Annotated in this window: 13 protein-coding genes; 4 read left to right on the top strand and 9 right to left on the bottom strand. The window is 65.9% G+C overall.

Annotated elements, in window-relative coordinates; translation table 11 throughout:
• Positions 1-56: 56 nt before the first annotated feature.
• From PIJ50_RS16425 to PIJ50_RS10250, 4 genes are all read right to left on the bottom strand, one after another.
• Entirely contained in the window at positions 57-257 is a 201-nt protein-coding gene (locus PIJ50_RS16425; protein ID WP_442900733.1) for a hypothetical protein, read from the bottom strand.
• A 401-nt stretch (positions 258-658) separates the two neighbouring features.
• A complete protein-coding gene (locus tag PIJ50_RS10260; RefSeq protein ID WP_271974977.1) occupies positions 659-1120 on the bottom strand; it encodes a DUF3597 domain-containing protein in 462 nt (153 codons plus the stop codon).
• A 109-nt stretch (positions 1121-1229) separates the two neighbouring features.
• Positions 1230-1994, bottom strand: coding sequence for an SDR family oxidoreductase (locus tag PIJ50_RS10255; protein ID WP_271974975.1), 765 nt, complete (start codon positions 1992-1994; stop codon positions 1230-1232).
• A 27-nt stretch (positions 1995-2021) separates the two neighbouring features.
• The gene (locus PIJ50_RS10250) at positions 2022-2609 is read right to left on the bottom strand and encodes a DUF2076 domain-containing protein (RefSeq protein ID WP_271974974.1); all 588 of its coding nucleotides are present in this window, start codon (positions 2607-2609) and stop codon (positions 2022-2024) included.
• 114 nt (positions 2610-2723) lie between these two features.
• On the opposite strand from PIJ50_RS10250, the gene PIJ50_RS10245 reads away from it, so the two are divergent.
• Positions 2724-3116: a barstar family protein gene (locus tag PIJ50_RS10245; protein WP_271974972.1), complete on the top strand. Its 393-nt coding sequence runs from the start codon at positions 2724-2726 to the stop codon at positions 3114-3116.
• Between the two features lie 342 nt (positions 3117-3458).
• Here PIJ50_RS10245 and PIJ50_RS10240 read toward each other — a convergent pair whose 3' ends face one another.
• Positions 3459-5132 (bottom strand): catalase, encoded by a 1674-nt coding sequence (locus tag PIJ50_RS10240; protein WP_271974971.1) that lies wholly within the window; start codon positions 5130-5132, stop codon positions 3459-3461.
• A gap of 72 nt (positions 5133-5204) precedes the next feature.
• Positions 5205-5879, bottom strand: a complete 675-nt coding sequence (locus tag PIJ50_RS10235; protein ID WP_271974970.1) for a Hint domain-containing protein — start codon at positions 5877-5879, stop codon at positions 5205-5207.
• A gap of 289 nt (positions 5880-6168) precedes the next feature.
• On the opposite strand from PIJ50_RS10235, the gene PIJ50_RS10230 reads away from it, so the two are divergent.
• The gene (locus PIJ50_RS10230; RefSeq protein ID WP_271974969.1) at positions 6169-8142 is read left to right on the top strand and encodes a PhoX family protein; all 1974 of its coding nucleotides are present in this window, start codon (positions 6169-6171) and stop codon (positions 8140-8142) included.
• Positions 8143-8234: 92 nt separating this feature from the next.
• Here PIJ50_RS10230 and PIJ50_RS10225 read toward each other — a convergent pair whose 3' ends face one another.
• From PIJ50_RS10225 to PIJ50_RS10215, 3 genes are all read right to left on the bottom strand, one after another.
• Positions 8235-9059: a manganese catalase family protein gene (locus tag PIJ50_RS10225; protein ID WP_271974967.1), complete on the bottom strand. Its 825-nt coding sequence runs from the start codon at positions 9057-9059 to the stop codon at positions 8235-8237.
• Positions 9060-9148: 89 nt separating this feature from the next.
• Positions 9149-9649: a YciE/YciF ferroxidase family protein gene (locus PIJ50_RS10220; protein WP_271974966.1), complete on the bottom strand. Its 501-nt coding sequence runs from the start codon at positions 9647-9649 to the stop codon at positions 9149-9151.
• Positions 9650-9706: 57 nt separating this feature from the next.
• Positions 9707-10222, bottom strand: coding sequence for a ferritin-like domain-containing protein (locus tag PIJ50_RS10215; protein WP_271974964.1), 516 nt, complete (start codon positions 10220-10222; stop codon positions 9707-9709).
• 183 nt (positions 10223-10405) lie between these two features.
• Between PIJ50_RS10215 and PIJ50_RS10210 the strand changes: the two genes are divergently transcribed.
• Positions 10406-10906 (top strand): DUF4142 domain-containing protein, encoded by a 501-nt coding sequence (locus PIJ50_RS10210; RefSeq protein WP_271974962.1) that lies wholly within the window; start codon positions 10406-10408, stop codon positions 10904-10906.
• Positions 10907-10976: 70 nt separating this feature from the next.
• Positions 10977-11306 carry a hypothetical protein gene (locus tag PIJ50_RS10205; RefSeq protein ID WP_271974961.1) on the top strand — a complete coding sequence of 110 codons (330 nt, stop codon included), beginning with the start codon at positions 10977-10979 and terminating at the stop codon, positions 11304-11306.
• Positions 11307-11369: the final 63 nt, after the last annotated feature.

Below are 11369 nucleotides of genomic sequence, written 5' to 3'. Positions count from 1 at the left end.
GATCTGGCCCGTGCCCGCCACGTTGCCGGGCAGGTTGCGCCAGCCAGTGGCCCCGCTCAGGTCCAGGATGTCGGCGCCGTTCGCAGCTTGGCTGCCGCCCGTGACGGTGATCGGTGATCCTCGGTCTCAACTTTTGTGCCGCCATCCATCGGGTCGGCGCCCGTGCCGCCCCGCACTGTGTCATTGCCCGCGCCGCCCAAGATCAAATCGTTGCTGGCCGCGCCGATCAGGTTGTCGGCGCCCGCGTCACCCCGGATCGTACCGTTGCCCGCACCGCCGTCGATCCGCTCGACATCCGCTGCGGTGAAAGTGTTGCCCGAATGATCGCCAAAGAGAGTGTCGTTGCCCTCGCCGTATTAGAAGACGTTCATATAGGGATCCGCGGCATCGAACTTGATCGACGTGTCAGGGGAAGTCGGGGCCGATTACGCCGTTCACACTCGTGATGACGTCGCCCGTTGATTGTCGTCCTGCTTGATAATGCTTTGTTAAGGCGCTGGTAGATGTTCCACAGCCTTGTTCAGACACCTCAGGCGTTGACGAGAGGCCTTCTCAGCGCCACACCTACCGGCCGCGATGCTTTTTGCACTGTCGCGCGGCAATAAGGCGCTTGTGCGGCAGGCCGGAAGGACCGGCCCACCGCAACGTCCTTCGGGGCTTAGTCCGTCAGTTCGGACGGCACCTTGCCGCCGTTCTTGGCCAGTTCGCGCATCACGGCCTTGTGCAGCCAGATGTTCATCTCGGCGCTGCCGTCCAGATCGCCGGTGTAATGCAGCTCCTTGGCCAGATCCTTGCGGTTGGCGAGGCTCGAATCGATGTCCAGCAGCTTCATCAGGTCAACGATGGAGGTGCGCCAGTTCAGGTCCGACCCCTTCGCCTTTGCGGTCGCCTCAAGGCTTGCCATCACATCGACCGGGGCAGCCGGCGTCGGGGCGGCAGAGGTCGGGGCGGGTGCGGCCGAGGGAGCCGGAGCGGCGGGGGTGGTCTGCGGGGCCGAAGCCGCGACATCCTTCTGCGGCGCGGGGGCCGGGGTGGAAGCGGGGGTGGTGGAGGGTGCGGACCGTTCGGCCGCCTCCGCCTTGCCGAAGATGGCGCCCTTGATCTTGCTAAAAATGCTCATCGGTAAGTCCTTTCTAATCGTATACGCGCTGGCAGAAACAGGCCAACACAACTGCGGTGCGGGGATCGGCGGACAGGCCGCCGCCCCCTTGGAAATTGATGACGGGGGTTCAGCCCTCGCGTGCCGATTGGGCAAAGGCGTTCAGCTTGGCCAGCGTCTCGTCGAACCGCCCCTCCGCCTCGGCCTGCCGCAGGACGCCCACCCGCTCCACCAGGATCTCGGTGGGTGTGGGATCGCGGGCAAAGAGCGCCATTACCTCGTCGGTGAAATCGTCCAGCGGCTGATAACCGGGGCGGCTTTCCTGCCCCGGCGTCAGCCCGGTCTGCACGGCGGGCGGTGCCAGCTCGATCACCTCCACCTGCCCCTTCAGAATCTCGCGCAGCGCGACGGTGTAGGAGTGCAGCGCGGCCTTCGTGGCATTGTAGGTGGGCGTCGTCAGCAGCGGAACAAAGGCCAGCCCCGAGGTGACGTTCACAAGGACCGCATCCGGCTGCGCCTTCAGATGGTCGATCAGCGCGTTCGTCAGCCGGATGGGGCCCAGCAGGTTCGTGGTCACCGTCGCCTCGGCATCCGTCAGGTCACGGGCGGCCGAGACGTCCTCAAACCGCATGATGCCCGCGTTGTTGATCACCACGTTCACCGCCGGATGCGCCGCCAGAAGGCGCTTGGCGAAATCGGCCACGCCGTCGGCGCCCTCGATGTCCAGCGTCAGGGCGTGCATCCGGGGACGTCCGGCGATGGCCTCCTCCAGCACCTCCGCCCGGCGTCCGGCGACGATGACGGTGTTGCCCGCGTCGTGGAACCGGTGCGCTAGGGCGCGCCCGATGCCGGAGCCGCCCCCGGTGATCAGGATGGTGTTGCCGGTCTGCTTCATGTGCGGATTCCTCGTGGTTGGATGCGATCACTCACCCTCGTCATAGCCGCCGTCGTCATAGGCGCCGGAATCGTTGTCCCAGTCGGCGTTGTCTTCGGCCGGGGCCTCCTCGGTCTGGGCCTCGTCCTGCGGGGTGTCTTCGGGCGCCTCCCCGGCCATCGCGCCGCCGCCGAACATGCCGGCCAAGGCGTTGCCCAGCAGCACACCGCCCGCCACGCCCATGGCCGTCTGTGCCGCCCCCGCAAGGAAACCGCCGCCGCCCCCACGGTTCTGGAAAGGCGAGGACGAGTGGTTCTGGAACGGAGAGTTGCGCGACACCTTGGGCACCGAACCACCGCCGAAGCCGGAGAAGAAGCCCCCGCGACGGGCCGGTTCGGCAGAGGCCGGAGCGCTTGCGGGCCGAGCCTCAAGATCCTCAATCCGCTTCTGCGCGGTTTCCAGCGCCTTCTGCTGCATGATAACCGTCTGCGCCATGTAATAGGCGGCGGAGGGTTGCCGATCCAGCGCCTCGCGGATCACGCGCTCCGCCTCGGCGTCGCGGTTTGGCATCTGCCGTTCCACCGTGGCGAGGTTGGAAAACAGGGTGTCGATGGCGCTGCGATCATCATGGTTCATGAAAAGCCGTCCTTTCGCTGGTCTCCTGTAACAGCGACCGAAGGTGGGGGATGGTTCCCCGAAGGAACACGCTCGTGACCCCGGCCGTTGGTCGGGACGCAGGAAAGGACCGCCATGACCACAGATCCCTGCCTTGTGCTGGAAGGATCGCGCATCCACGACATTCCCGGCTTTTATGACGAGATCAACCGCGTCTTCATGGCCGGCGAGGAGTGGCGTCTGGGCCAAAGCCTCGACGCGCTGGACGATCTTCTGCACGGCGGCTACGGCGCGCTGGCGGGCCAGACCGACGCGACCCTGCTGTGGCGGGACAGCCGGATCTCCTGCCAGTCGCTGGGGTATGAAGCGACGCGGAAGTGGCTTCTGACCAAGCTGTCCCCGCCCTACGACAGCCGCCGCATCCAGGCGCAACTGGACGCGCTGGAGCGTGGCGAAGGCCCCACCTATTACCGGATCGTGTGCGACATCATCGCCGGCCACCCCAACATCCGCCTGATCGAGGGGTAGTGTGGATGGATGACGGAGTGGCCGCGTGCCTGACCCCGTCAATATGCGACGACGCGCCCGTTCGACGCTGCAGCCGCGACAAGAGGATGTCCAGCCACGCGTCGGGGCCCGCAGCAGGCTAGGTTACCGAATGGCACGAGCCTGCGGTTCACGTAAGCACCCGTTGACCTATGATTTCGGCCGGTTGCCGCGCGCTGCGACCCGTGTGACACAGGCGCCGGGGTCACCCAAGATCGTCAGGTTGGCGCCCACATCGGACTTCCGACCGCCACCAAAAGCGCCATTACCTATGCACAAAGGCCGCGTCGCTGCGGCCTTTGCAGGGTCGTGGTCGCTTGGTGCCTACTTCGCCGTGTCCAGCGTGCCGCCCAGAACCTCCTCGGCCGTCGCCTGACGGTTCTTGACCGAGCTGGTCCACTGGCCCCAGACCGTTTCGTCGATGACATCGGCATTGGCGCCAAGGTTGGCCAGACGGCGCTGGTCCTCCTCGGTCAGCACCTGACCTCGCAGCGGCCCCATGTCCTTCAGGTCGGCGGCGGTGATGCCCAGCATCTCGCCCACGCGGGTGCCGTAGTCGTCATGGACCATCAGGAAGTGCCAGACCATCCGTTCCTGCACGTCGCGTTCGCAGTCGGTCAGAAGGGTGCCCATATTCAGCACCAGATCGTCCCGTTCCCATTGCATCATGGTGCAATAGCGGCCGCGCGCCTGAACGTAATCGTTGCGGCGTTCGATCACGCTGCGGGTCAGGTGGCCCCGGATCTCGGGCTGGTGGTTCGGCGCGTCGCGATCGGATTCGTGCAGACCGTTGTGGATCGAAGGTTCGAAGTTCACATGCGGGTTCTGCCCCGGCGCCAGATCGCGACCGAACGACATCTGCCCGCCGTCATAGTTGGTGGACACGCGGGCGTTCTTGGCCCGGTTCACCGGCAGCTGCAGATAGTTGGTGCCCACGCGGTAACGCTGCGTGTCGGAATAGGAGAAGGTCCGCCCCACCAGCATCTTGTCGTCCGAGAAGTCGAGCCCGTCCACCAGCACGCCCGTGCCCATGGCGATCTGCTCGTTCTCGTCGAAGAAGTTCTCCACGTTGCGGTTCAGGGTCATCACGCCGACATGGCGCAGCGGGAAATCCTTTTCCGGCCAGATCTTCGTGTCGTCCAGCGGATCCCAGTCCAGTTCGGGATGCTCGTGATCCTCCATGATCTGCACGAAGAAGTCCCATTGCGGATACTCCCCCCGCTCGATCGCGGTGAAGAGGTCCTTGGACGCCGAACCGAAATCGCGGCCCTGCACCTTCGCGGCCTCCTCCGCCGTCAGGGACGCAAGGCCCTGCCGCGGGTGGAAATGGTACTTCACCAGAACCGTTTCACCCTTGGCGTTCACCATCTTGTAGGTGTTCACGCCAAAGCCTTCCATGTGGCGATAGGAGGCCGGGATGCCGCGCGGGCTGAACAGGTGCGTCAGCATGTGCATGGCTTCGGGCGTCTGCGACATGAAGTCGAAGATGCGGTTCGGTTCCTGCCGGAAGGTGACGGGATCGGGCTTCAGCGAATGGATCACGTCCGGGAACTTGATCGCGTCGCGGATGAAGAAGACGGCCAGGTTGTTGCCGACGAGGTCCCAGTTGCCGTCCTCGGTGTAGAACTTCACGGCGAAGCCGCGCGGATCGCGGGCCGTTTCCGAACTGTCGCGCCCGCCGATCACGGTGGAAAAGCGGATCGCCAGCGGCGTCTTCTTGCCCTTTTCCTGGAACAGCTTGGCGCGGGTGTAGGTGGAGGCGGGTTCCTCCCCGATCATGCCCGTCGCCTCGAACTCGCCATAGCAGACGAAGCCCCGCGCATGGACCACGCGCTCCGGAATGCGTTCGCGGTCGAAATGGGTGATCTTTTCAAGGAAGTGGTAGTTTTCCAGCGTCGCCGGGCCGCGCGGGCCTACGGTGCGTTGCGACTGGTTGTTCGTGATCTCGTGTCCCTGGCGGTTGGTCAGGGTCTTGTTGTGCGGCGGTTGGTCTTCCATGGCGTCTCTCCCCGAGGGCTGTGGAAGCGAAAGGTAGACCTGCGGCCGGGGCCTTCAACGCCGGTCGGCGGATCAGGGCCGGCCGGCGTGCCACAGCGTCGCCGCCTCGGACCGGGTCAGGACGCGACGGGCGGTGCGCCCATAGCTTTCGGGCAGGGCGCGCAGCTGCGGAAGGGCCGCAAATAACCCCTCGCGCGCGGCGTCGCACAGGCCGCCCAGACCATGATCGCCGGGGTGGTAGCTTTCGGTGGGGGCCCCGTTAGCCCAGATCACCTCATGCCGGTCGAACAGCAGGTGGAGGTAGGTGACGGTCTCCCGCTCCTCCACGGTGACGCGCCGGCCGTCCACCAGATGCCGGGCCGTGGCCAGAACCTCCGCCTCGGCGTGCAGCCGCGTGGCGCGCGCGCCTTCGATCAGCATGCGGTGGTGGGGGGACACGACAAGGTCCGCCGTCAGACCGGCCAAGGCCGCGGGGCGGATGCGGACGGGCGCAAGATCCCCGCTGCCGCACAGGTCTGTCCGGCCGATCCACCGGACAGGCTGCGGCCCATGGTCGCGCGTCAGGACCAGATCGCCCGCCGCCAACGTCTCGATCGGGCGGAGGCCGGCGGGGGTGTGGATAAAGGCGCCGGGGGTGAAGCAGATGATCCGCTGGGACTGGGGAACGCTCAGCCGTGTGCCATCGGCCAGGGTGATCCGGCCCCGCGCGCCGGGCGACGGTTCGGTCGCGAAAATCTCGCGCCCCAATGCGCCCTGTGCAGGCCCTGTTGGTCCGAACGTGATCCGGCCGCGCGCACCCCCACGGGCTGCGACATCAAGCTCCGCCTGAAAATCCCCGGTTTCGATCTTGCCCTCCCGCGTCGGCGCCGCTTATACCGCGAATTGTTCAAAACAATCTTTGGGTGAGTCAACACATCTTAAAGATGCAATTTGAGACAAGTTTGGCCCGTCGGGGCGACTCTACTGGTGTGTCGCAAATCTGACATGAAGTGCTGCCATGGCTTCAGGCGCACACCGCTGATGCCAGGGACCCCACATGACCAAGCAGAGCCAGATTTTCCGCACGTCGCAACTGGAAGAGGCCGAAGGCCCCGGCCTGAACCCGACCGCGAACCCCACCATGGGGGACATCATCGCCGCCCGCTTTTCCCGTCGCGGGTTCCTGAAGGGGTCCATGGCCTCGGCCGCGATCGCGGCCACCGTGTCGCCCGTGGCCTTGTTTGCCGCCGACGAGGCGCGCGCCCAGTCCGCCTCCGCCTTCAACTTCCCCGAGGTGGAGGCCGGCGTTGACGCCGATCACCACGTGGCCGAAGGTTATGACGCGGACGTTCTGCTGCGCTGGGGCGACAAGCTGTTCGCCGACGCGCCGGAGTTCGATCCGACGAACCAGTCCGAAGCCGCACAGGAACGCCAGTTCGGCTACAACAACGACTTTGTGGGCTTCATCCCGCTGGACGGCGCCACGGATCGCGGCCTGCTGGTCGTGAACCACGAATACACGAACGAACACCTGATGTTCCCCGGCATCGTGACCATGCAGAACGGAGAGCTGGAGGTCGCCGACGCCACCGAGGATCGCGCCAACATCGAGATGGCGGCCCATGGCGGCACGATCGTGGAAATCCGCAAGGTCGACGGAAAGTGGCAGCCGGTGGTGGACGGCGCGCTGAACCGCCGCATCACCGCCAAGACGGAAATGCAGCTGACCGGCCCCGCCGCCGGACATGAGCGTCTTCAGACGACGGCCGACACCTCGGGCCGCAAGGTCTTCGGCACCATCAACAACTGCGCCGGCGGCGTTACGCCCTGGGGCACCTACATCATGGCCGAGGAGAACATCCACGGCTACTTCCTGGGCGAACTGCCCGCCGGCCATGCCGAAGCCGGGAACTACGACCGTCTGGGCATCCCCGGCGGGTCCTACCAGTGGGGCAACTTCCACAAGCGCTTCGATCTGGCAGCCGAGCCGAACGAGCCGAACCGCTTCGGCTGGGTGGTTGAGGTGGATGTGATGGACCCGAACTCGGTCCCGAAGAAGCGCACCGCGCTGGGCCGCTTCAAGCATGAGGGCGCCGAAAGCGTCGTGGCCAAGGACGGCCGCGTGGTCTTCTACCTCGGCGACGACGAACGCTTCGACTACGTCTACAAGTTTGTGACGACAGGGAAATACAACCCCGACGACCGCGCCGCCAACATGGACCTGCTGGACGACGGCACGCTTTATGTCGCCCGCTTCGACGAGGACGGGTCGATGGAGTGGATGCCGCTGGTGCATGGCCAGGGCCCGCTGACCGCTGAGAACGGCTTCGCCTCGCAGGCCGACGTGCTGATCGAGACGCGCCGCGCCGGCGACCTGCTGAACGCCACCCCGATGGACCGCCCCGAGGACATCCAGCCAAACCCCGCCACGGGCCGCGCCTATGTCATGCTGACCAACAACACCAAGCGCGAAGAGGCGAACGCCGCCAACCCGCGCGTGGAAAACGCCTTCGGCCACATCATCGAGATTCTGGAAGCCGACGGCGACTTCACTGCCACGACCGGCACGTGGGAAATCCTGCTGCAATGCGGCGATCCCTCGGTCGCCGAGGTGGGGGCCACCTTCTCCACCGAGACGACGAAGAACGGCTGGTTCGGGATGCCGGACAACGCGGCCATCGACGCTGACGGGCGTCTGTGGGTGTCGACGGACGGAAACTCCATGGCCGACACGGGCCGGACGGATGGCCTTTGGGCCGTGGACACCGAAGGCGACGCGCGCGGCACCTCGCGCCTGTTCTACCGCGTTCCGGTGGGCGGAGAGATGTGCGGCCCCTGCCCGACCGAGGACATGACCACCTTCTTCGTCGCGGTGCAGCATCCGGGCGACGGCGGCGAGGATTGGGAGGGCCATGGCCGCCCGTCCTATTACGAGGATCTGTCGACCCGCTGGCCCGACTTCAAGGACGACATGCCGGTGCGTCCGGCGGTGGTCGCCATCACGCGCCAGGGCGGCGGCCGGATCGGCTGACGCGACAGGGGGCCTGACCGCCCCTCGTTCCGCAACCGGGACAAAAGGAAACGCGGCCGCCGAAGCGGCCGCGTTTGTTCGTGAAGGTCGGATCACATTTGTTCGGACTGCGCGCCGCTGTTCGGTTTCGCCTTGCCCAGATCCGGGATCTGGCTGGACGGTTCCAGCGCGGCGGTCATGAACTCGCCCTTGCCGTCGATCGAGGTGCCTTCCGACCAGCGGCCGGGGGCCGGTGCGCTGCCGTCCTTCTGGAAGCCGAGATAGGCGTAGCTGAACTCGGTCTTCTCTTCGGCCTGCGGGTGGCTGTTCGGGATCGGGAAGGCGCCCTTGGCACCGCCCAACTCCTCCAGCGCAGCCATCCACTGATTCTGGTGCATGGTGTCGCGGGCGATCAGGTATTGCAGCATGTCCTTCATGCCTGCGTCGTCCGTCATGTTGTACAGGCGGACGGCCAGCGTGCGGCCTGTGGATTCCGCCGCGATGTTGGCGGTCATGTCGGCGGCAATGTTGCCGCTGGCATAGATGTGGGACATGTCGAACGGCACGCCATCGGAGTCCACCGGCATCGCCGACAGGCCCGCGGACAGCAGGTTCTTGAGGTTCATGCCGCCCATGATGGCGTTGACGGCGGAGTCCTTCGCGGCCTCTTCCTTCATGCTGAGGGGCGCGCCCTCAAGGTTCAGCGCGACGGCCGTGGCCAGCATCTCGATATGGCCCAGTTCCTCGGCGGCGGTGTTCATCAGCAGGTCGCGGAACTTCGGGTTGCCGCGTGCGCCGCAAGCCTGGAAGAAGTACTGCATCGCCACGCGGATCTCACCCTCCACGCCGCCGATGGCCTGCTGCAGGGCACGGGCGAACAGCGGGTTCGGGGCGTCGACGCGAACGGGATACTGAAGCTTGTTGTCGGTATAGAACATGATCTCTCCATGGGTTGGAATGGGCTGCGGACCGTGCCCGCACCGTCAGGGAAAAGGCCCGCCCGTGGGGGCAGGCCTTGGAAAAACTCTCAGGCGGCTTCGCCGGTGGCGGCGTCGTTGATCACCGCTTCGGCCAGCTGGGTCAGCTTTTCGTCCGTGGCGGTTTCTTCCCGCAGCGTTTCGTCCAGCAGGGTCACCGCCTCGTCCATGCCCAGCTTCTCGGCCCAGGCCTTCAGCGTGCCGTAGCGGCTGATCTCGTAATGCTCGGCCGCCTGCGCTGCGGCCAGAAGGCCCGCGTCATGCGCTGGGCTGCCCTTGAACTCGTCCATGATCTCGGACGCCTCGGACACAATGCCCTCAATCGCGTCGCAGGTCTTGGCGCGCGGGCGTTTGCCGATCAGTTCGAACACCTGGTTCAGGCGCTCCACCTGGCCTTGGGTTTCTTCCTCGTGCTGCTCGAACGCGGCCTTCAGCTCGGGGTTCTGCGCGGCTTTCGCCATCTTGCGCAGCGTCGTCGTCAGCTTCTTCTCGGCGTAGTACACGTCCTTCAGGGTTTCATGGAACAGCGTCTCGAGGGTCTTGTCAGCCATCGGTCGTCTCCTTGACAGGGGGGTGCCCTTCAGCGGGCCGGGATGTGGAACGTGGGCTCAGACGTCGGCGCGTTCGCCGCTGGCCTGCAGCGCGATGTAGGCGCGCGTCACCGTGGGCAGGTTGTCTTCGATCCAGGTCGCCATGCGGCGCTCCTCGTCCAGGTTCTGGCGCAGAAGCGACAGGGCCTGGGTCGCGTTGCTTTCCTCGCCCGCCGTGATCAGCGAGATGTAGGCCGCGATCTCGAAATGCTCGAACGCATAGTTCGCGTAGCTGTTCTTCAGGATCTCGTCGCTGGCCATGGAATGGGTCAGGGCGGCCATCGATCCGGTGAACGACAGCGCCGCGTCCTTCAGCGAGGAGTGGGATTCGTCGACCCCGGCCAAGATCTCTTCCAGCCGCTGGATCTGGTTTTCGGTTTCGCGGATGTGCAGGTCCAGCTGGGCCGCCACTTCCGGATAATGCTCGATCCGGGACACCTGGGGCTTCATGATGGACAGGGCCTGGTTTTCCATCGCATGGGCGTTCTTCAGCCCGGTGATGAAAACGTCGTTCGCGCTTGCAAGATGTGCCATTGTCTCTCCTTCGGGTCCGGGGCCGGATGCCCCAGTCTCGTGATGGGTTCGATGGGGAAGGAAGCCCTTCTGTGGGGATTTGTTCCTTGGCACGGGGCATTCCCGCCGTTGGCGCTAAAATCGCTTTTCCAGGGAACAAAGCCCGCCCACCCCTGTTGGCGCTTCATCCCAGGAGGACATCCCATGAACCGTAGACACGTCTTTGCCGCCGGTGCGGCGGTTGCCGCCGCCCTGCCCTTCGCCTCGTTCGCCCAGACGGCCGCACCGGCCGCGGCCCCGGCCGATCCGGCCAAGCAGCCCGCGCTGATGGGCGGCAACTTTGCCCTTCTCAGCAGCCGCATCGCGGCGGACAAGGCCACCGCCCCGGCGGTGAAGACTTTCGCCACGCTGGAAACCGCCGAACAGGAAGCCGTGGCGATGGCCTTCGGCGCCGAGCCGGGCGTCGGTGGTGTGTCCGAAAAGCACGCGGCCCTGCTGGAGCAGCTTCAGGCCGCACCCGCCGGTCCCGAGTTCGACATGATGTATGTCGACGGCCAGATCGCCGGCCACGAGGAACTGCGCACGATCCACGCCGCCTATGCCCAAAACGGCAGCGACCCGATGGCGCGCGGCGCCTCCATGGTCGGCGTCCCGTCGATCGAGACGCATCTTGCCATGCTGCGCGGCATCAAGCAGAGCATGTGATCCATCCGGATCCGGACCACGGAAAGCCGCCCCGCACGGGCGGCTTTTTCATGGGCCAAAGGTAACCGTCATGCCTCCGCTGACTCCCGACAAGCGCTACATCGTCGTGCGCGGCCGCCTGTGGCGCGCCGTCAATCCGCATCTGTCGGAAGCGGATCGCGCACGGCTCGTGTCCGACCTGATGCACGCACGGCGGGCGGTGGAGACGGCCCGCAGCGCCGGCGATGCGCAGGCCGAAGATGCCGCCCACCGCGCCGTGAACGCCGTCAAGATCGCCTTGGGCGAACGCGGGCCCGTCTGGTGGAACGACGGCGCGCCGGACCTGAACCGGCACATGGCCCGCACCACCCCCTATGCCGACTGGTTTGCCCGCCTGCCACGGGACGCCGGTAAAAACTGAGCGAGCGGTGGCCGCCTTCCTTTGGCGGATTATGTGGCAGAACGACGCAGGCCAAGGGAAGAA

This window comes from Falsirhodobacter sp. 20TX0035 (genome assembly GCF_028307215.1).
Lineage (GTDB): Bacteria > Pseudomonadota > Alphaproteobacteria > Rhodobacterales > Rhodobacteraceae > Falsirhodobacter.
Note: the sequence above shows the minus strand (reverse complement) of the source record. Positions and strands in the feature narration are given on the sequence as shown.

Bases quoted from the DNA above. Each gene is read 5' to 3' on its own strand.
- PIJ50_RS10245 (WP_271974972.1), top strand. From the start codon at position 2,724: ATGACCACAGATCCCTGCCTTGTGCTGGAAGGATCGCGCATCCACGAC.
- PIJ50_RS10260 (WP_271974977.1), bottom strand. From the start codon at position 1,120: ATGAGCATTTTTAGCAAGATCAAGGGCGCCATCTTCGGCAAGGCGGAG.
- PIJ50_RS10255 (WP_271974975.1), bottom strand. From the start codon at position 1,994: ATGAAGCAGACCGGCAACACCATCCTGATCACCGGGGGCGGCTCCGGC.
- PIJ50_RS10220 (WP_271974966.1), bottom strand. From the start codon at position 9,649: ATGGCTGACAAGACCCTCGAGACGCTGTTCCATGAAACCCTGAAGGAC.
- PIJ50_RS10210 (WP_271974962.1), top strand. From the start codon at position 10,406: ATGAACCGTAGACACGTCTTTGCCGCCGGTGCGGCGGTTGCCGCCGCC.
- PIJ50_RS10230 (WP_271974969.1), top strand. From the start codon at position 6,169: ATGACCAAGCAGAGCCAGATTTTCCGCACGTCGCAACTGGAAGAGGCC.
- PIJ50_RS10240 (WP_271974971.1), bottom strand. From the start codon at position 5,132: ATGGAAGACCAACCGCCGCACAACAAGACCCTGACCAACCGCCAGGGA.
- PIJ50_RS10250 (WP_271974974.1), bottom strand. From the start codon at position 2,609: ATGAACCATGATGATCGCAGCGCCATCGACACCCTGTTTTCCAACCTC.
- PIJ50_RS10225 (WP_271974967.1), bottom strand. From the start codon at position 9,059: ATGTTCTATACCGACAACAAGCTTCAGTATCCCGTTCGCGTCGACGCC.
- PIJ50_RS10215 (WP_271974964.1), bottom strand. From the start codon at position 10,222: ATGGCACATCTTGCAAGCGCGAACGACGTTTTCATCACCGGGCTGAAG.
- PIJ50_RS10205 (WP_271974961.1), top strand. From the start codon at position 10,977: ATGCCTCCGCTGACTCCCGACAAGCGCTACATCGTCGTGCGCGGCCGC.